Here is a 19,474-nt window from a genome sequence, read left to right as displayed (position 1 = left end):
CCAGGCGCCGGTTTTTGTTTCGGGATGACGAGCGGGCTGCGTCAGCCCAGCAGGGCTTTCATCAGACTCGAGATGCGGGCCGCCAGCTCATTGAAGCAGGGACGGCGCACCGAGTAGTGACGATAGAGCAGGGAGATGGTGCGCCCCGGCACGGGGTTGATCACCGGGCGATAGCTGACGCCCCCCTCCTCCGGGTTGGCGGGCACGGCGAGCCTGGGCACCAGCGTCATGCCGCTGCCGGCGGCGACCATGTTGCGCAGGGTCTCCAGACTGGTGCCCTTGAAGCGCTGATCCTCACCGATGCCCGCGGCAAAACAGAAACCCATCGCCTGATCCCGCAGGCAGTGACCGTCGGCCAGCATCAGCAATTTCTTGCCCTTGAGATTGTGCAGGGGCACCGCCTTGGCGCTCGCCTCCGGGTGATGCTGGGGGACGGCCAGCCACATGGGCTCCTGATAGAGGGGGATGGCGCCAAACCCCTCCATCCCTTCCAGCTCCGCCAGCACGAGGCAATCCAGCTCCCCCTCCTCCAGCCGCTTGAGCAGCACCTGGGTCTGATCTTCGTAGAGGTAGAACTCCAGCTTGGGGAAGTGTTCACGCAGATCCTGGATGATGTGGGGCAGCAGGTAGGGGCCCACGGTGGGAATGAAACCGATGTGGATCTCGCCGGACATGGGCTCGGCGAAGTGCTGGCCTATGCTCTTGAGCTCTCGCGCCTCTTTGAGCACCTTGCGCGCCTGACGGGCCATGGCATCGCCGGCGGGCGTGAACAGCACCTTGCGGGAGGTGCGCTCGATGAGGATCACCCCCAGTTCATCTTCCAGCTTGCGCAGCTGCCCACTCAGGGTCGGCTGGCTGACAAAGCAGCGCTCCGCTGCCTTGCGAAAGTGTTTCTCCTCTTCCAGCGCTACCAGATATTCGAGATCGCGAAGGTTCATAGGTACTGCATCCTGCCGTTCAATGAGGCCGATAGCATGCACAAGAACGGTGCGGGGGACAAGGGAGGCGCGCAGACGGGTCTGCCCTCTCCCTCTCCTTTGACAAGCCACAGGCGATGGGCGAGAAACTCACCCCATCAGGGAAGCGATGTGATCCGCGAACGCCGATGGCTCTCCCAGATAGGAGGAGACAGGCAGCGCAGCGACGCGCTCCCCTTGCATCAATACCAGGGTCGGAAACCCCTGCCCGCCGAGCCGGCGCAGCCACGCCTGGCTTGTGGCCAGATGGCCCACAAGATCGACCCGACCAAAGGCCAGTGCGAATGCCTCCGGTGTCAGCCCCTGCTCCCGCGCGAGCGCCGCCAGCCGTGTCGGGGAACCGACCCATTCCCCATCCCGGTAGTGGGTCTCCTGGATGCGGTGCAACAAGGCAAGGCCGTCGCCGCCAAGCTCGCTCACCGCCAGAACGGCGCGAATGGGCGGCTCGGAGTCAAGGAGCAGCGACTCGTTGAGCAGGAGCTCGTTGAAGTAGCGCTCACCAAAGCGCTGTCCGGTGAGGGCGTGGATGCGCTCGTCATGGGGGCGCACATAGTCCCGCAGGGGCTGGCCCATGGCCTGGCGCCTGGCGCCCATCCAGAGGCCCCCCCCATGCAGTTCGATGCGAAGGCCCGGGATCTCGGCAGCGGCTTTCAGCAGGGGGCGGCGCCATAGCACCAGCCACAGAGGGGGTCATAGACATAATGGAGGGTTGTTTGCGCTTCGTTCATCATCATTCTGGCGTTGTTGATCAAATCCGTCGCTGGATGGCCGTTCCCCAACCCGTTGATACCACTCAATTCACTGGCTGGCGAACAGGCATACCAAGCCCTATCAGCTTGTTCATCACCTTCACGCCAGCCAGGATTTCGCCCACCTGGGCGTTGTAGTTCCGCAGGCTCAGCGTTGGCCCGATGAGTTGCTTGAACCGGTACATGGCGGTCTCGGCTATCGAGCGCTGGTGATAGCCGGAGTCTTTCTTCCATTGCTTCAGTTCACCGGCCTTGAGCGCCGTCACCGCCTCGTTGCGGGGATGGCCTTCCTCCCACGGTGCCGCATTTTTTCTCGGCGGTATGGTGGCTTTCGCCCCCTTCTTCTTCAGTAGCGCATGACAGGCCTTGGTGTCATACGCACCATCGGCGCTGACCTGTTTTATCTTGCGTCGTAAGGGGTTGAGCAACGTCGGTAACACCTCGTTATCCGCCACCGTCTCCAGGCTGACTTCGGCAGCGATGACCGCATGGGTTGTGGCATCCACCGCCAAGTGGAGCTTGCGCCACACTCGTCGCTTCTCCTTGCCGTGTTTGCGAATTTTCCATTCGCCTTCGCCATAGACCTTGAGGCCGGTGGCATCAATGACCAAGTGAGCCACCGGGCCTTGGCTGGGGACGCGGTACTTGATGTCGACGGTCTTGGCGCGCTTGCTGATACAGCTATAGTCCGGCGACTGCAAAGGCACCGCCATCAGTTGGAACAACGAGTTAATGAAGCCTTCTAGCGCCCGCAGCGGCAACTTGAACAAGCCTTTTAGCATCAGGGCCGTCTCAATGGCGGTGTCACTGTAGTGGAAACCTCTCCCTCGGCGGCCATGGTGGACCAGGCAATGCCACTGCTTAATGGCTTGTTCGTCCATCCAGATGGTCAACGAACCGCGTTGCACCAAGGCTTGGTTGTACTGCTGCCAGTTGCTGATCTTGTGCTTGGACTTGCCCATCTGATGCTCTCGGAGACTGCGCTACAGGATCAGATCACCGAGATGACAGATAGTTCCCCGATTTGAGCAGCAAGGCCCATCATTCTCGCTTCAAGGCTGGATAAAAACCGGGCCCTCGGGCCCGGTAAAAAAACACAGGGAAGTAGGCGTCAGGGAGTTACCACTTCATCTCGCCGGTATTGACCTTGGCACCGATGGCCAGGCCATCGTCGACCGGCAGGGAGGGGTAAGCCTTCTTCAGCGCTTCAATCAGCTGGCCGGAGTGCTTGGTCTTGGCCAGCTCCTGCTCAAAACGCTGCACGTAGTCACGGGTGAAGGTCACGGCTTCGGTACCCTTGGGCGCAGTTCCCAGGAAGTGACCCGGCACCACACGTTCAGGTTTCAGCGCCAGCAGGTTGTTCAGCGCCTTGACCCAGTGGCTGCGAGCGGCCTTGGACTGGCTGTCCGCCATCCAGACATGCACGCCGCTGTAGACCGGCACACCACCAAAGGCCGTCTTGATGGAAGGGGCCCAGAGGTAGGCATTCGGGGTGTTCATCTCTTTGATGTCAATCTTCTCGCCATCCAGCGTCAGGTGGCTGGCCGTCAGCACTTGCGGCACGGTCAGGCTCTTGGGTGCATCCTTGCCCAGGATCGGGCCCCAGTAGCTCAACTTGGCATCCTTGGTCTGCTTGATATGGTCGACCACATGCTGGTCGGCCAGCACCTTGACATCCGGGAACGCCGCCATGACGGGTTCCAGACCGAAGTAGAAGTCGGGGTCACCGGCACTGATATAGACAGTGGTAAGCTTCTTGCCGCTCTTCTTGATCATGTCCACCAGCGCCTGACCATGTTGCACGTCGAACTGGGCATCGATCAGGATGGCCTCTTTGTCACCGGTTACCAGTGAGGAGGAGACCGGGAAGATCGCCTTCTCGCCGGGGTTGTAGACGGTCACGGTCAGGGGGGCCGCCAGGGCGGAGCCCGTCATCAGGAGGCTGGTCAGGGTCAGGGTACGCAGTGTGTTGTTCATCAGATAACGCTCATCGGTGTGGATTAATGGAATGAGCGCAGTTTATTGCATCACCATCGATACAAATACCGCATAATAGGCGCATCACTGTTGCATAAATCGAGCATATTGGGGCACAAGATGGATAGGCTGACCGCATTGCGGGTCTTCGTCTGCGTGGTGGAACAGGGCAGCCTGAGCGGCGCCGGAGAGAAACTGGAGATGTCCCGCGCCATGGTGTCGCGCTACCTGGCCGAGCTGGAACGCTGGATGGGGGCCAGATTGCTGCACCGCACCACCCGCCGGCTGAGCCTGACCGGGCCGGGAGAAGAGGCGCTGAACCGGGCCAGAGCCATGCTGGCCCTGGGGGAAGAGATGGAACACCTGGCCATCCGCCATGACGAGGCCCCCAAGGGGCAACTGCGCATCACCTGCAGCTACTCTCTCTCCGAAGCCCTGCTGGTCGGGGCGGCGAACGACTACCTGGCCCGTTACCCCGGCACGGCGATCGACATCCTGCTGCTGGACCGGACGGTCAATCTGGTGGAGGAGCGAATCGATCTCGCCCTGCGCATCACCAACGACCTCGATCCCAACCTGGTGGCCCGCAGGCTCGGCACCTGCCACTCGGTGGTGTGCGCCAGCCCCGCCTACCTGGCCCGCCATGCTCCGCCGCAGCAGGTGCAGGATCTGGCACTGCACAACTGCCTCACCTACACCTATTTCGGCAAGAGCCTGTGGGAGTTTCTGGGGCCCGATGGTCCCGAATCCGTCCCGGTGAGCGGCAACCTCAGCGCCAACATCTCCAACCTGCTGCTGGCCGCCACCCTGGACGGGGCGGGGATCAGCCTGCAACCCGCCTACTCGGTTCACCCCCATCTGGCAAGCGGCGCCCTGGTCCCCCTGCTCACCCCCTGGCAGCCCAAGCTCCTCGGCGTCTATGCCGTTTATGGCACCCGCAAACAGATGTCCCCCCTGCTGCGCAGCTTCCTCGACTTTCTCGTGGAGCGGATGGCGGACGATCCCCTGTGGCAGGAAGCCCCTCCCTCTCTCTGATCCCTGCTAGCCGCACAAAAAAGGGGCCTCGCGGCCCCTCTTTGCTCCATCCTGTGCCCGGTCAGGCTTCGAAACCGAATGCCTTGACCGGGGTCTCTCCCTCCTCGGCCTCCTGATCCTCCAGATAGATGTCGTGATAGGCGGCATAGATGGAGTAGTTGATGGCAGGCAGCACCACCAGCAAGCCCACCAGCATCAGGAGTGCGCCAAAGAAGATCAGCACGGCCCCGAGCAGCCCCCACCAGAGGAAGGGCCATATGTTGCGCAGACATCCCTTGAAGCTGAGCCTGGCTGCCTGCCAGACCCCGACCTGATGGAAGAGGATAAGGGCGGGGGCGAAGGTGATGGCCATCAGCACGGGAACGAACAGTGCCAATCCCACCAGGGCGCAGACGAGGAAGCCCTGTGCCTGCTCCGGGGTCAGCGCCAGGGAGCCCGGATCCGCGGACAACAGGCTGGTGAGTCCCCACTGGTGCAGCAGGAATACGCAGATCATCAGGATCCCCATGATGAGGCCGAGCACCATCAGGCCCCCCAGCATCAAGGGGGTCAACCGATGGCGGAAACCGGCAAAGAAGTCGCCAAATTGCAGCGCCTCGCCTTGGTGACCTCGCCGCGCCACCGCCACCCAGCCAGCCCCCCACACCATGTAGAGCAACTGGGAGATCAAGCCCCCCGCCGGCAGTTGATCCAGCACGATGCCCACCACAAACCAGAGCACTATCATGGCCACGCTGGCACCCATCCCCTTGTTGAAGATGTCGAATCCGGTGCGGATCCAGATCCAGCCCTGTCCTATGCCATGGCGTTTGGGTTCGTGGCGCAGGGCCCTGACACTGTTCATCATTGACCTCGTCGAAAAATAGGGGCGAAGCGGCGTCTCCTCAGGGCACGCTCACCGTGACCATGATGGTGCCGGTGTAGGGGCCGGTGCGTACTACCTGGCCCGGCAGCCGGGTCGGGTAGAGCCTCACCTTGTAGTCGGTGGCCTGGGTCGCCGCCGAGTAGGGTACCGCGATGGCGGTATCGAATGGAATAGGGGTCAGGGCCCCCTGCTCGACCATGCCCACCCCGACACCGGCCAGGCTGGTGGTAATGAAGCGGTTGTCGCTCGCGAGCACCCCCAAGATGCGGTAGCGCAGCGGCCCCCTGCTCAGGCTGGCAAGGTCGAAGGGAAGGCTGGCACCCGCAACCAGAGCATTCACCTCGCTGCAATGGCGTGTCCGTTGCGTCTTTCTGGGCCGCAGCCGACGAGTTTATCGCCCACGGTTGACGGACAGCACCGCCAGAATGTGGCATCATCTCCCCCCTCTTGCTTTCCCCCTGATCCGATGGAGCCATCATGCGCCGCCTCTTCTTTCTTCTCCTGCTGCTCGGCAGCCCTGCGCTTCACGCCGAACCGGGGTTTATCAGCCGCCTGCTCAACCACCCGGTGCCGGGGGGCGTGGCCGTGGTACCACTGGGAAGCGGGGCCAAGGCACCCGCAGTGCGCTATCAGGACAAGCCTGTGCTGGTGGTACAGGAAGAAGGGAAGACGTGGATCGCCATCGTCGGCATCCCGCTCAAGAGCGCGCCCGGCCCCCATCAGGTAACCACCAGCGATGGCCGCACCTTGAGTTTCACAGTCGGCACCAAGCACTACCGTGAGCAGCACATCAAGCTCAAGAACAGCCGCCAGGTCAATCCGCTGGCCGAAGACATGACCCGCATCAACCGGGAGCTTGCCGAACAGACCCGCGCCTACCAGACCTTCAGCCCGGCTCAGCCGAGCAACCTGCTGTTTGACAAGCCGGTCCAGAGCCCGCTCTCCAGTCCCTTCGGGCTGCGCCGCTTCTTCAACGGCGAGGAGCGCAACCCCCACTCCGGACTCGACTTCGCGGTCGGAGCCGGCACTCCCATCAAGGCACCAGCCGCTGGCAAGGTCATCCTCATCGGCAACTACTTCTTCAACGGCAATACGGTGTTCGTCGACCACGGCCAGGGCCTCATCAGCATGTTCTGTCACATGTCGAAGGTGGACGTGAAACTGGGCCAGAGCCTGCCCCGCGGCGGCATCGTCGGCCGGGTCGGCGCCACCGGCCGCGCCACCGGTCCCCACATGCACTGGAACGTCAGCCTCAACGACGCCCGCGTCGACCCCGCCATCTTTATCGGCGCCTTCAAGCCCTGAGGCCGGCGACCTGCCGCCCACAGGCAGGGAATGAAAAAGGCAGCCGAGGCTGCCTTTTTCATGGACGCATGACCACATCTCAGGCAGCGCTGTGCTGGCGCCCCTCCCTGTTCATCGCCCGCCACATCACCAGGACCAGCAGAGTGCTGCAAGTAGGCAGCGCCAGCCAGACACCGGCCACTCCCCACAGGGAGGAGAAGCCCCACAGGAAACCGCCGATCAGCACCAACTTGCCGCCGGTGAGCAGGGAAGCGATGCGGGCCCGGTTGATGGCCTGGAAATAGGTGGCCCCCACCAGCAGCAAGCCTTCCATGGGCAGCCCCCAGAAGTAGAGCCAGATACCGAGGCTGGCTACCGGCAACAGGGCAGCATTGTCCCCCGCAAACAGATAAACCACTGCCTCCGGCCACAGATACAGCGGGATCATCCCGCACAGTGCCACCGCCATGGTCACTCCCAATGCCAGGTTGCGTACCCGCAGCACTCGCGACCAGTTGCCCGCCCCGGCATTGAAGCTGGCGATAGGCTGGATGCCCATGGCGATCCCCTCGAAGATGAGATAGAAGAAGGCCTCGCTGTAGCTGATGACCCCATAGGCGGCCACGTGCAGCGAAGTGCCCACCGAGAGCAGCGCCTTGTTGTGCAGCGCCAGCACCACCGAGAGGTAGAGGTACATCAGAAAACTCGACACCCCGAGTCGCAATGTCTCCCCCATCAGCCGCCAGTCGGGCACCAGGGTATCCCAGCGAATGCGCAACTGGCTACGGGGGGTGAAGAAGTGCCACAGGCACAGGCCCCCGGTGACCGCCTGGGAGAGCATGGTCGCGATGGCGGCCCCCGCCAGCCCCCAGGGGATCACCGCCATCAGCAGGTAGTCGAGCAGCACGTTGAGCACGCCGCCCCCCACCAGGATCCAGGTGGTGAGGCCAGGTCGCCCGTCGTTGCGCAGCAGGGCGGTAAAGGCCATGGAGAGCACCGCGAACACCCCGAGCCAGGCGTACCACTGCAGATAGGCGAAGCCTGCGTCGAAGATGACCCCCTGCGCCCCCATCCAGACAAGCATGGCCTTGCCGTAACGAATGCCAATGAAGGCGAGCAGCGCGGAGGCGATGAGCACCATCACCAGGGCATTGCCGACGATGTGGCGCGCCCTGGCCTGCTCCCCCTTGCCCAGATAGAAGGAGGCCAGCGACGAGGATCCCATGCCGATCAGGGCCCCCACCGCGTAGAGCACGGCGCAGATGGGGTACGCCAGCATCATGCCGGCCAGCCCGTCCTGGCCCAGGATATGGCCGACGAAGATGCCGTCTATGGTGACATAGATGCCGGTGACCAGCATGGCGGCCACCGTGGGGGTGACGTAACGCAAGAAGAGGCGGGAAAGGGGGGCCGTGCCCAGATCGACGGAGGACATAAATTGCTCAATGAAGGGGAACGGCCAGAATAATAGCCAAACAAGACCCGGATCACCCGTTATTTGTGCCGTGGATCATTCATCTTGAGGGCTTTACCCGCCCCGGCCCCTGCTTTAGGCTAGGGCGACTTCTCCTGAACGGAAACGTGCGCCATGTTGCAACGCCTGCTCTGTCTGATGCTCTGTCTCAGCCTGTTCCCCTTCTCCGCTGTCCAGGCTGATGATGCCATCACTCAGGTAGAGGAGCTGCTGCAAAGCATTCCCAAGACGGATACCCCGGAAAACCAGCAACTGCGGGAGAGCTACCAGCAGGCGCTGCAATATGCCCGGGATGCCCAGCGCTACCGGGAACAGGGCAAGGCCTACCAGCAGATCCTCATCGACTACCCCAAGGAGTCCGCCCGTCTCAAGGAGGGGCTGCACAACTATCAGCCCCAGTCCCGCCCGCCCCTCTCCTCCCTCAAGGAGGATGCCCTGCGCCAGGCCATCAGCCTGAGCAGCAACCGCCAGCTCAACCTGCGCAAGGAGCGTCAGGCGGTGACCGACAGCCTCAACCAGCTTGAGAGCACGGGCCAGGAATATCACCTGCGGGTCGACGAGTTGCGCAAGCAGTTGCTCCAGACCCGCTCCCTGCTCGATCGCCTGAGCTTCAGCAACGAGTCGGACAGGTTGCAGGAGGCCCAGCAACTGGCCACCCGCCTCAAGGAGCAGAGCCTCTCTGACCGGATCCAGATGCTGGAGCTGGAGCAGCTCTCCGCCCAGCAGCGCAACGATCTGGGCAAGCTCAAGCTGCAGGAGCTCAACCTCGCCATCACCGACGAGGATGAGTGGCAGACCAGTCTGCTTGCCCAGCAGAACCAGCTGCGCCGGGACAAGACCGAGCAGGCCCTGGCCGAGAGCGAACGCCTGCGCCGCCAGCTCACCTCTGACCTCCCCCTCTTGCAGGAGCAACAGCAGCAAAACCAGGCCCTCTCCCTCCAACTGGGGGCTCTCGAGGACCAGATTGAACGGGTGCAGGACGAGCAACGGGGGGTGGACACCTCCCTCTCCGGGCTCAACGAGCTGGTCAATTCGGTGCGCGAACAGCTGGAGTGGTTGCAGATAAGCAACGCCTACGGCGAGAACCTGCGCAGCAAGCTGGCCGATCTGCCCGCCTACTTCCCGCTGGAGCGGCTGGAGTCCGCCATCGTCAAGGCGCGCATGGCCAAATACCAGTACGAGACCGAGCAGGATGCCCTGAAGGATCCGGTGCAACTGCGCAACAGCCTGCTCAGTGGAGACGACATCACCCTGGACAGGGCCCAGCGCGCCGTGCTGGATAACCTGCTCAAGGCGAGGCGACAACTGCTGACCCGGCTCAACGATGCCTCCGACACCCTCATTCAGGAGCAGACCCGCCTCAAGCTGCTCTACAGCCGCCAGAACAGCAAGATCGACGAGATCCGCGAACTCAGCGCCAGCCATCTGTTCTGGATGCCGGACGTGCGCCCCCTGAGCCCGGCGGTGCTGCTCGGCGTCCCGGCCGCCCTCGGCCTTGCCTTCAACCCGGCCAACTGGCTGCAACTGCCCAGGGCCATCGCCGAGAACAACCCCCTGAGCCTGACCCTGGCTGGCCTCGGGCTGCTGGGGCTGGCCTGGTGCTGGTTGAAACTGGCCCGCCACCTCCTTCAATACAGCCACTACATTGCCCCGCGCATCGGCAAGGTAACCCAGGACAAGTTCAGCCTCACCAGCCGGTTGCTGGTGCGCTCCGTGCTCGCCGCCCTGCCGCTGCCCGCCATGGTGCTCATGGTGCACGGCCTGCTGGACGGCGCCTGGCAATATCCCTTCGCGGTGGCGGTGGCCCGGGGCCTGGGTGAAATCTGGTTCCTGCTGCTGGCCCTGCTGGTGGCGCGCCACCTCACCCTGGAGAAGGGGATCCTCATCCTCCACTTCCGCTGGCAGAAGGAGCGGGTGCAGCGAGTGTGGGGACAGTTTCGTACCCTGCTGCTGGTGCTGATCCCGAGCTTCTTCGTGCAGGGCATGGCGAGCAGCTATCAGGAGCACGCCTTCTACGACTCCCTGGGACGCCTCGCCTTCATCATCGGGGCCCTCTGGCTGCTGCTCTTCTTTGCCCGCCTCAACCGGGAAAAACTGCCCCTCACCTGGGGTCAGGCAGACATGACCAAGCCCCATCTGCTGCACCACTTCATCTGGAACAGCCTGATGCTGGCCCCGCTGCTGGCGGTGCTGGGCGCCCTGTTCGGCTACTTCTACACCTCCCGCACCCTGCTGCGCCAGCTGGAGCTGAGCCTGCTGGCGGGGCTCGGCTGCCTGCTCGTCTACTATCTGGCCCACCGCTGGATGCTGATCCAGCGCCGCCGACTCGCCTTCGATCGCGCCAAGCAGAAGCGGGCCGAGATCCTGGCGCAGCGGGAGCGGGAAGAGGACGATCTCAGCTCCGAGATCCCCGATGTGGTGGAGGAGCCCGAGCTGGATCTGGATACCATCAGCGCCCAGTCCCTCGGCCTGGTGCGCACCCTGCTGATGCTGGGCTTCACCATGCTGGTGGTGGTGCAATGGTCGGATCTCAACTCGGCATTCAGCTTCCTCAGCAGCATCGAGGTGTGGCAGGTGAGCAGCAAGGTGGCCGGCATCGAGCAGCTCTCCGCCATCACCCTGCAGGATCTGATGCTGACCGTCTTCGCCTTCATCCTGACGGTGGTCACCGCCCGCAACCTGCCAGGGTTGATGGAGCTCACCCTGCTCCAGCACCTGAGCCTCTCCCCAGGCACCGGCTTCGCCCTCACCACGGTGAGCAAGTACCTGGTACTGCTGATTGGCGCCCTCACCGGCTTCTCCATGCTCGGCATCGACTGGTCCAAGACCCAGTGGCTGGTGGCAGCACTCTCCGTGGGGCTGGGCTTCGGGTTGCAGGAGATCTTCGCCAACTTCGTCTCCGGCCTCATCATCCTGTTCGAAAAACCGATCCGCCTGGGTGACACCGTCACCATCAGGGATCTCACCGGCACCGTCACCAAGATCAAGACCCGCGCCACCACCATAGTGGACTGGGACAGGAAGGAGATCATCGTCCCCAACAAGGCCTTCATCACCGAGCAGTTCATCAACTGGTCCCTGTCCGATGCCATCACCCGGGTCCGCTTGCGCATTCGCATCGGCCTGACCCAGAATCCCAAGCAGGTACAGCAACTGCTGGAGCAGAGCGTGCGCGAGTCCACCCTGGTGCTGGATACGCCCGCCCCGGAGGTGTTCCTCATCGAGTTCACCGACTCTGCCCTCATCTACGAGATCCGGCTCTACGTCAACAACATGGATCACCGGATGCCCATTACACATGAGGTACATTCCCTGATCCTGGAGAAACTCGGCCAGGTCGGCATGCATCTGCCACATCAGCAGATCGACATCCGGATGAGCCGGGGATGAAGCCCCCAAAGACGACAACAGGAGCCATCATGCAGATCATTGCCCATCGCGGTGCCAGCGGCCTGGCCCCGGAGAATACCCTCAAGGCGATGAGCCTGGCGCTGGATCTGGGTGCCAAAGCCATCGAGCTGGACGTGCAGTGGGCCGACGGAGAGCTCTGGGTCTTCCACGACCGGCGGCTCGAGCGCTGCACCAACGGCCAGGGTGTGCTGACCGGGCAATCCCGGGAGTACCTGGCGAGCCTGGATGCGGGGGACGGGGAGCGGATCCCGACCCTGTGGCAAGTGATGGCACTGGTGGCGGGGCGCTGCGAACTGCACATCGAGCTCAAGGGCGCCCACACCGCCGAGCCGGTGGCCGCCCTGACCAGGCGGGCCGAGGCCGAGCTTGGCTTTACCCAGGCGCACTGGATCGTTTCCTCCTTTCATCATCCCGAGCTGTTACGCTTCAAGGGACTGCGACCGGAAATCAGGATCGGCGCCCTCACGGCCAGCCTGCCCCTCGACGGCGCCGCCTTCGCCGAGACGCTGGGGGCCTGGTCACTGAACTGCGACGTGGATTTCGTCGACGAGACCCTGGTGGCGGATGCCCATCGCCGGGGGCTCAAGATCCTGGTCTACACGGTCGACGAGGTGAGTGATGGGATCGCCCTCGCCAGCATGGGTGTCGATGGCATCTTCACCAACCGGCCAGATCGATTCAGCTGAGTATCGGCACGCCCTGGCAGGCCACAAGGAGGTGAAAAGAATTGAAAAAATGCGGTGCACCGGGATACATAAAGTCCATAGCCAGCCGATACAGAGTTGGCTCATAACAATAACAAACACCATGGATCTCTGACTGACGCTCACAAGGATGTAAACATGAACCTATCCATCAAGAACAAGCTGGTCCTCTCCATCGGGGCCATCATTCTGGTCATCACCGGCCTGCAGGTCTGGTACAACACCTCCCAGTTGCGCAGTGAAACCCAGCGGCTGATCTGGAGCTTCATCGACGACAGCTCGGTCGCCAACGTCAAGGGGATCTCCCGCTGGCTCGACGCCCGCATCAATCTCATCACCGCCACCAAGGAAGCCTTCGCCAAGGAAGACGAGCCCCTCAGCCACCTGGCCCAGTCCATGAATGCGGGCAACTTCGATCTCGTCTACGTGGGCACCAAGGATGGCCGGATGATCCAGAGCAAGCCGACCGATCTGCCGGCCGGCTATGATCCGCGCCAGCGTCCCTGGTACAAGGACGCCATGGCCGCCGGCAAGCTCGCCATCACGGACCCCTATGCCGACATCACCACCGGCCAGCTCATCATCACCATCGCCGAGCCCTTCAGTCGCGGCAACACCGACGGCGTCATCGCCGGTGACGTCTCCATCGACGGTCTGGTGAAAGACGTGCTCGCCATGAACTCGGAAGGCACCTATGCCATTCTGGTGGACAGCAACGGCACCATCATCGCCCACCCGGACAAGGATCTGACCCTCAAACCCGCCACCGCCATCTCCCCGGAACTGACGGCAGCCAAAGTCAACGAGCTGGCCCATGACAACACCATCTGGCGTTGTTGATCAAATCCGTCGCTGGATGGCCGTTCCCCAACCCGTTGATACCACTCAATTCACTGGCTGGCGAACAGGCATACCAAGCCCTATCAGCTTGTTCATCACCTTCACGCCAGCCAGGATTTCGCCCACCTGGGCGTTGTAGTTCCGCAGGCTCAGCGTTGGCCCGATGAGTTGCTTGAACCGGTACATGGCGGTCTCGGCTATCGAGCGCTGGTGATAGCCGGAGTCTTTCTTCCATTGCTTCAGTTCACCGGCCTTGAGCGCCGTCACCGCCTCGTTGCGGGGATGGCCTTCCTCCCACGGTGCCGCATTTTTTCTCGGCGGTATGGTGGCTTTCGCCCCCTTCTTCTTCAGTAGCGCATGACAGGCCTTGGTGTCATACGCACCATCGGCGCTGACCTGTTTTATCTTGCGTCGTAAGGGGTTGAGCAACGTCGGTAACACCTCGTTATCCGCCACCGTCTCCAGGCTGACTTCGGCAGCGATGACCGCATGGGTTGTGGCATCCACCGCCAAGTGGAGCTTGCGCCACACTCGTCGCTTCTCCTTGCCGTGTTTGCGAATTTTCCATTCGCCTTCGCCATAGACCTTGAGGCCGGTGGCATCAATGACCAAGTGAGCCACCGGGCCTTGGCTGGGGACGCGGTACTTGATGTCGACGGTCTTGGCGCGCTTGCTGATACAGCTATAGTCCGGCGACTGCAAAGGCACCGCCATCAGTTGGAACAACGAGTTAATGAAGCCTTCTAGCGCCCGCAGCGGCAACTTGAACAAGCCTTTTAGCATCAGGGCCGTCTCAATGGCGGTGTCACTGTAGTGGAAACCTCTCCCTCGGCGGCCATGGTGGACCAGGCAATGCCACTGCTTAATGGCTTGTTCGTCCATCCAGATGGTCAACGAACCGCGTTGCACCAAGGCTTGGTTGTACTGCTGCCAGTTGCTGATCTTGTGCTTGGACTTGCCCATCTGATGCTCTCGGAGACTGCGCTACAGGATCAGATCACCGAGATGACAGATAGTTCCCCGATTTGAGCAACAAGGCCACACCATCTCCGAGATGGATATCAGCGGCAAGGCGAGCGTATTCGACCTCACCGAGATCCCCAACACCAACTGGTATTTCGGCATCGTGGTGGATGAAGCGGTCGCCTACCAGTCCGTCTCCCGCATGGTCACCTCCGACCTTATTCAGGGATTGCTGACCATCCTCATCGTGGCGGGCTTCTCCTATGTCGCCATCAACGGCTCCCTGGCGCCGCTGAAAACCCTGGGCGAGGCGATTGTCGATCTCTCCCGCGGCAACGGCGATCTCACCCGTCGCATCAAGATCGAGCGTGAAGACGAGGTCGGTACCGTCGCCAAGCACGTCAACACCTTCATCGAGCGCATCCACGTCATGGTGCAGGACATCTCCAACTCCTCCACCCAGCTCAACCAGCAGGCCAGGTCTTCCCACGACATGGCGGAGAAATCCAACCAGGGGCTGGCCCGCCAGCAAAACGAGATCTCCCAGATTGCGACCGCAGTGCACGAGATGTCCGCCACCGCCGTCGAAGTGGCCAGCAATGCCGAGCAGACCGCGGAAGCGGCCCGCAGCTCCTCCAGCAGTTGCGAGCACGGCAAGCAGGTGATTGCCCGCAACCAGCGCTCCATCACGGATCTCGCCACCCAGGTCAAGCAGGCCTCCGGCATCATTCAGGAACTGGAGAAGAACGCCCAGGAGATCAACACCATCCTCTCCACCATCCAGGGTATCGCCGAGCAGACCAACCTGCTGGCGCTCAACGCCGCCATCGAGGCCGCCCGGGCTGGCGAGCAGGGACGCGGCTTTGCCGTGGTGGCCGACGAGGTGCGGGTGCTTTCCCAGCGCACCCACAGCTCCACCGTCGAGATCCGCAGCATGATCGAGACCCTGCAGCGCAACACCCAGGGCGCCGTCAGTACCATGCACGAGGGTCAGCTGCTGGCCCAGAACAGCGTGGAAGATGCCAACGATGCGACCCAGGCGCTGGAGCAGATCACCACCTCCATCAACCAGATCTCCGACATGGCGACCCAGATCTCCAGCGCCGCCGAGGAACAGCGTGCCGTCACCGACGAGGTGAGCCGCAACATCCAGGCGGTCAAGGATGTCTCGGACGAGCTGGCAGTGGATGCGGACAGCTCCCGCAATCTGTCGGCCCAGCTTAAAAATATTTCAGGTGAATTGAATAATCAGGTCGGCATGTTCCGCATCTGATCGACCATGGAAAGAAAGGGGCCGTTCAGGCCCCTTTTTTTATAAACCCTTTTTGTTTCAACGGTTATAATCCCCTTTCGAGACCCTCAACCCTGTGATCGACATCTCCTTTTGCTCATGTGTGGGAGACGGGCCCAGTCTGTCATGGCTATATTCGCATTACTTTTTTGATGCCTAATATCGATATGTCATCGTGATAATAGTTATCATTAAACTGTTTTGATAAAAAACTTAAAAACTTTATGGGTAATACCCAAAAAGAGAGGCATTTCTCATTTTTTTGAAAGAAAACTACGTATAATCTTGGAGTTAAAATCACCAGAGTAGCGAGTACGGCTGATCCAGATCACTGATGGATGGCGATAATGACGGCATTTTCATCCAAGGAATGGGGTGGTTGTAATAAAAATCACCGTTGCCAAGCACTAAAACAAAGCAGTTTGACTTGCATCAAGCCTGAATTTTTTTCATAGAGCAAAATCGTGCCCAGCAAATCTATCCCTAAGGAGGCAGATGTGGATATTATCAAGACCGATGTTGCCATCATCGGTGCCGGTGGCGGTGGCCTGCGTGCCGCAATCGCCATTGCAGAAGCCCACCCGGAGCTGGAGATCGCCCTGATTTCCAAGGTCTATCCGATGCGCAGCCACACCGTGGCCGCCGAAGGTGGCGCCGCAGGCGTCGTCCGTGATGACGACTCCCTGGAAAACCACTTCAACGACACCGTCTCCGGTGGTGACTGGTTGTGTGAGCAGGACGTAGTCGAGTACTTCGTCAACAACGCCACCAACGAGATGATCCAGCTGGAGCACTGGGGTTGCCCCTGGAGCCGCAAACCGGACGGCAAGGCCAACGTGCGCCGTTTCGGCGGGATGAAGATCCCCCGCACCTGGTTCGCCGCCGACAAGTCCGGCTTCCACATCCTGCACACCCTGTTCCAGACCTCCATCAAGTACCCGACCATCAAGCGCTTCGACGAGCACTTCTGTCTGGATCTCATCGTGGAAGATGGCCGCGTCCAGGGTGTCGTCACCTTTGACATCCAGAACGGCATCACCCGCTTCATCCAGGCCAAGTCCGTGGTGCTGGCCACCGGCGGCGCAGGTCGTGTCTATCGCTACAACACCAACGGCGGCATCGTCACCGGTGACGGCATGGCCCTGGCCTACCGCCACGGCGTACCGCTGCGGGACATGGAGTTCGTCCAGTATCACCCGACCGGTCTGCCGGGCACCGGCATCCTGATGACCGAAGGTTGTCGTGGTGAGGGTGGCATCCTGCTCAACAAGGATGGCTATCGCTACCTGCAAGATTACGGTCTGGGCCCGGAAACCCCGGTCGGTCAGCCGAAGAACAAGCACATGGAGCTGGGTCCGCGCGACCGTCTCTCCCAGGCCTTCTGGCAGGAGCAGCAAAAAGGCCGCGTGATCCAGGGCCCCATGGGCGACGTGGTTCACCTCGACCTGCGCCACCTTGGCGAGAAGTATCTGAAAGAGCGTCTGCCCTTCATCTGCGAACTGGCCAAGGCCTATGTGGGTGTGGATCCGGTAAAAGAGCCGATTCCGGTACGTCCGACCGCCCACTACACCATGGGTGGCATCGAAACCGACGGCAAGTGTGCCACTCGTCTGGCCGGTCTCTATGCCGCTGGCGAATGTGCCTCCGTCGGTCTGCACGGCGCCAACCGTCTGGGTTCCAACTCCCTGTCCGAGATCGTGGTCTTCGGCAAGGTGGCCGGTGAGCAGGCAGCCGAGTTTGCCGCCACCCAGCAACATGGCAACACCCAGGCGCTGGTCGCCAAGGCCGAGGCGCTCATCAAGCAGCACCTCTCCCTGCTGGACATCGACGGCACCGAAAACCCGGCGGATATCCGCAACGAACTGGGCATGTCCATGGAAGCCGGTGTCGGTATCTACCGTACCGAAGAGCTGATGCAGGGCACCATCGACAAGATCAACGAGCTGAAAGCCCGTTACAAAAAGATCAAGATCAACGACAAGTCCTCGGTCTTCAACACCGACCTGCTGTACGCCATCGAGCTGGGCTACATGCTGGACGTGGCGGAAGCCATGGCGCACTCCGCCATCAACCGCAAAGAGTCCCGCGGTTCCCACCAGCGTCTGGACGGTTACGAGGAGCGCGATGACGTCAACTTCCTCAAGCACACTCTCTCCTTCTACAACGGCGAAGGGGCCCCGACCATCGACTATTCCGATGTGAAGATCACTAAATCCCAACCGGCCAAGCGCGTGTACGGTTCCGAGGGTGAGAAACAAGACGAGGCTAAGAAGAATGGCTGAGATGATCGAAATTGAAATCCTGCGCTACCGTCCCGAGCAGGATAACGAGCCCTGGATGCAGACCTTCCAGGTGCCCTACCTCAAAGAGATGTCCCTGCTGGATGCGCTGCAATACATCAAGGATCATCTGGACTCCACCTTGAGCTTCCGCTGGTCCTGCCGGATGGCGATCTGCGGCTCCTGCGGCATGATGGTCAACGGCATTCCGAAACTCGGTTGCAAGACCTTCCTGCGGGATTACCTGCCGGGCAAGATGACTATCGAACCGCTCAACAACTTCCCCATCGAGCGCGATCTGGTGGTCGACATGTCCGACTTCATCGAGAAGCTGGAGAGCATCAAGCCCTACATCATCCCGTCCGAGCCGCGCAGCCTGTGTGATGGCGAGTACACCCAGACGCCGGCTGACATGGCGAAGTATCACCAGTTCTCCATGTGCATCAACTGCGGTCTGTGCTACGCGGCCTGCCCGCAATATGGCATCAACAAGAAGTTCACCGGTCCGGCGGCCCTGGCACTGGCCTATCGCTACAACGCCGACAACCGCGACAGCGCGTCCAGGGAGCGGATGAAGATCATCAGCCAGGACGAGGGCGTCTGGGGCTGTACCTTCGTGGGCTACTGCTCCGAAGTGTGCCCGAAAGGCGTGGATCCGGCCGCCGCCATCCAGCTTGGCAAGGTCGAGAGCGCCAAGGACTACATGATCGCCATGTTCAAGCCGGACTGAGACCAGGAGTGAGACCATGAACAACACTGAGAGCAAACGTAAGCCTTACGTGCGCGAGATGAAGAAAGACTGGTGGCTGAAGAATGCCTTCTACACCGGTTACATGATCCGCGAAGGCACCAGCATCTTCGTCTCCATCTACGCCGTCGTGCTGATGTGGGGTCTGCTGCGCCTGGTACAGGGTCAGGAGGCATTCAACGGCTGGCTGGAATCCCTGCAAAGCCCCATTGCCATCCTGTTCCACGTCATCGCCCTGGCAGCCTGCCTGTTCCACGCCAAGACCTGGTTCGCCCTGGCTCCGAAAGCCATGCGCATCTTCCGTGGTGAAGACCTGGTGCCGGAGAAACCGATCGTCATTGCCCAGTATGTGGCGCTGGCGGCGGTATCCCTGCTTGTCCTGATCATCGTGGCCTGAGGAGAAAACCATAAGACGTTCTGACGAACCCGGTTATTGGTGACTGTTTGGTACCGGGCTCTCACTCAGAAACGTTGGCCACGATCACTCAATCATGATTTGAGGAATAAATATGAGACGTTCTGACGAGCCAATTTACTGGGGTCTGTTTGGTGCGGGTGGCATGGTGGTTGCCATGCTGCTGCCGGTCATTGTCCTCATCACAGGTCTGCTGGTGCCCATGGGCATCATGGACGTGGAGACCATGAGCTACGAGCGCGTGCTGGCATTCGCCAGCTCCTGGTGGGGTGCCTGCATCCTGCTGGTGATCATCGCCCTGCCCGTCTGGCACGGCATGCACCGCATCTACCACGGCCTGCATGATCTGGGGATCCACACCACCAAGCTGCACCACTATGTGTTCTATGGCTTCGCCTTCCTGGTGTCCGCCATCACCGTCGGCCTGCTGATGGTGCTGGTGCTCCAGTAAGCACATCCTGA

At 61.4% G+C, this 19,474-nt stretch carries 15 protein-coding genes and 3 pseudogenes; 10 read left to right on the top strand and 8 right to left on the bottom strand.

Annotated elements, in window-relative coordinates; genetic code table 11:
- Positions 1-41: 41 nt before the first annotated feature.
- The 4 genes and pseudogenes from oxyR to C3F36_RS16645 all read right to left on the bottom strand — a co-directional run bounded on the left by oxyR (position 42) and on the right by C3F36_RS16645 (position 3,703).
- Positions 42-938 carry a DNA-binding transcriptional regulator OxyR gene (gene oxyR, locus C3F36_RS16660; RefSeq protein ID WP_010673817.1) on the bottom strand — a complete coding sequence of 299 codons (897 nt, stop codon included), beginning with the start codon at positions 936-938 and terminating at the stop codon, positions 42-44.
- 129 nt (positions 939-1,067) lie between these two features.
- Positions 1,068-1,711, bottom strand: a pseudogene (locus C3F36_RS16655) (DsbA family protein).
- Between the two features lie 59 nt (positions 1,712-1,770).
- The gene (locus C3F36_RS16650; protein ID WP_104454370.1) at positions 1,771-2,688 is read right to left on the bottom strand and encodes an IS5 family transposase; all 918 of its coding nucleotides are present in this window, start codon (positions 2,686-2,688) and stop codon (positions 1,771-1,773) included.
- Between the two features lie 157 nt (positions 2,689-2,845).
- The gene (locus tag C3F36_RS16645; RefSeq protein ID WP_104455480.1) at positions 2,846-3,703 is read right to left on the bottom strand and encodes a Vmh family MBL fold metallo-hydrolase; all 858 of its coding nucleotides are present in this window, start codon (positions 3,701-3,703) and stop codon (positions 2,846-2,848) included.
- Positions 3,704-3,823: 120 nt separating this feature from the next.
- Here C3F36_RS16645 and C3F36_RS16640 point away from each other — a divergent pair, with 120 nt between their 5' ends.
- On the top strand, positions 3,824-4,738 hold the full coding sequence (locus tag C3F36_RS16640) for a LysR family transcriptional regulator (protein WP_104455479.1): 915 nt from the start codon (positions 3,824-3,826) through the stop codon (positions 4,736-4,738).
- Between the two features lie 61 nt (positions 4,739-4,799).
- Here C3F36_RS16640 and C3F36_RS16635 read toward each other — a convergent pair whose 3' ends face one another.
- Together C3F36_RS16635 and C3F36_RS16630 are read right to left on the bottom strand one after the other, a co-directional pair.
- A complete protein-coding gene (locus C3F36_RS16635) occupies positions 4,800-5,582 on the bottom strand; it encodes a BPSS1780 family membrane protein (RefSeq protein ID WP_104456076.1) in 783 nt (260 codons plus the stop codon).
- A gap of 40 nt (positions 5,583-5,622) precedes the next feature.
- Positions 5,623-5,943: a hypothetical protein gene (locus tag C3F36_RS16630; protein ID WP_223953848.1), complete on the bottom strand. Its 321-nt coding sequence runs from the start codon at positions 5,941-5,943 to the stop codon at positions 5,623-5,625.
- A 137-nt stretch (positions 5,944-6,080) separates the two neighbouring features.
- On the opposite strand from C3F36_RS16630, the gene C3F36_RS16625 reads away from it, so the two are divergent.
- Complete coding sequence (locus tag C3F36_RS16625; RefSeq protein ID WP_104455478.1) at positions 6,081-6,908, top strand: M23 family metallopeptidase; 828 nt, start codon at positions 6,081-6,083, stop codon at positions 6,906-6,908.
- Positions 6,909-6,987: 79 nt separating this feature from the next.
- Here C3F36_RS16625 and C3F36_RS16620 read toward each other — a convergent pair whose 3' ends face one another.
- Positions 6,988-8,322, bottom strand: coding sequence for an MATE family efflux transporter (locus tag C3F36_RS16620; protein ID WP_104455477.1), 1,335 nt, complete (start codon positions 8,320-8,322; stop codon positions 6,988-6,990).
- 153 nt (positions 8,323-8,475) lie between these two features.
- Here C3F36_RS16620 and mscM point away from each other — a divergent pair, with 153 nt between their 5' ends.
- The 3 genes and pseudogenes from mscM to C3F36_RS16605 all read left to right on the top strand — a co-directional run.
- Positions 8,476-11,751 (top strand): miniconductance mechanosensitive channel MscM, encoded by a 3,276-nt coding sequence (gene mscM / locus C3F36_RS16615; RefSeq protein WP_104455476.1) that lies wholly within the window; start codon positions 8,476-8,478, stop codon positions 11,749-11,751.
- A 29-nt stretch (positions 11,752-11,780) separates the two neighbouring features.
- Positions 11,781-12,458 (top strand): glycerophosphodiester phosphodiesterase, encoded by a 678-nt coding sequence (locus C3F36_RS16610; protein ID WP_053288722.1) that lies wholly within the window; start codon positions 11,781-11,783, stop codon positions 12,456-12,458.
- Positions 12,459-12,614: 156 nt separating this feature from the next.
- A pseudogene (locus tag C3F36_RS16605) lies at positions 12,615-13,304 on the top strand (PDC sensor domain-containing protein); the annotation flags it as partial.
- A gap of 57 nt (positions 13,305-13,361) precedes the next feature.
- Here C3F36_RS16605 and C3F36_RS16600 read toward each other — a convergent pair.
- Positions 13,362-14,279: an IS5 family transposase gene (locus C3F36_RS16600; RefSeq protein WP_104454370.1), complete on the bottom strand. Its 918-nt coding sequence runs from the start codon at positions 14,277-14,279 to the stop codon at positions 13,362-13,364.
- Positions 14,280-14,355: 76 nt separating this feature from the next.
- Between C3F36_RS16600 and C3F36_RS16595 the strand changes: the two are divergent.
- The 5 genes and pseudogenes from C3F36_RS16595 to frdD form a co-directional block, all read left to right on the top strand.
- Positions 14,356-15,552 (top strand): annotated as a pseudogene (locus C3F36_RS16595) (methyl-accepting chemotaxis protein); the annotation flags it as partial.
- Between the two features lie 515 nt (positions 15,553-16,067).
- Positions 16,068-17,852 (top strand): fumarate reductase (quinol) flavoprotein subunit, encoded by a 1,785-nt coding sequence (gene frdA, locus C3F36_RS16590; protein ID WP_010673806.1) that lies wholly within the window; start codon positions 16,068-16,070, stop codon positions 17,850-17,852.
- On the top strand, positions 17,845-18,579 hold the full coding sequence (locus C3F36_RS16585) for a succinate dehydrogenase/fumarate reductase iron-sulfur subunit (RefSeq protein WP_042065016.1): 735 nt from the start codon (positions 17,845-17,847) through the stop codon (positions 18,577-18,579). Before frdA ends, C3F36_RS16585 begins: the two co-directional genes overlap by 8 nt.
- 16 nt (positions 18,580-18,595) lie before the next feature.
- Complete coding sequence (locus C3F36_RS16580; protein WP_010673804.1) at positions 18,596-18,994, top strand: hypothetical protein; 399 nt, start codon at positions 18,596-18,598, stop codon at positions 18,992-18,994.
- A 112-nt stretch (positions 18,995-19,106) separates the two neighbouring features.
- Positions 19,107-19,463, top strand: a complete 357-nt coding sequence (frdD, locus tag C3F36_RS16575; protein ID WP_010673803.1) for a fumarate reductase subunit FrdD — start codon at positions 19,107-19,109, stop codon at positions 19,461-19,463.
- Positions 19,464-19,474: the final 11 nt, after the last annotated feature.

Origin of the sequence: Aeromonas sp. ASNIH2, assembly GCF_002934795.1 — a bacterium.
Taxonomy (GTDB): Bacteria; Pseudomonadota; Gammaproteobacteria; order Enterobacterales; family Aeromonadaceae; genus Aeromonas; species Aeromonas caviae.
This window is presented reverse-complemented; position numbering and strand designations above follow the sequence as displayed.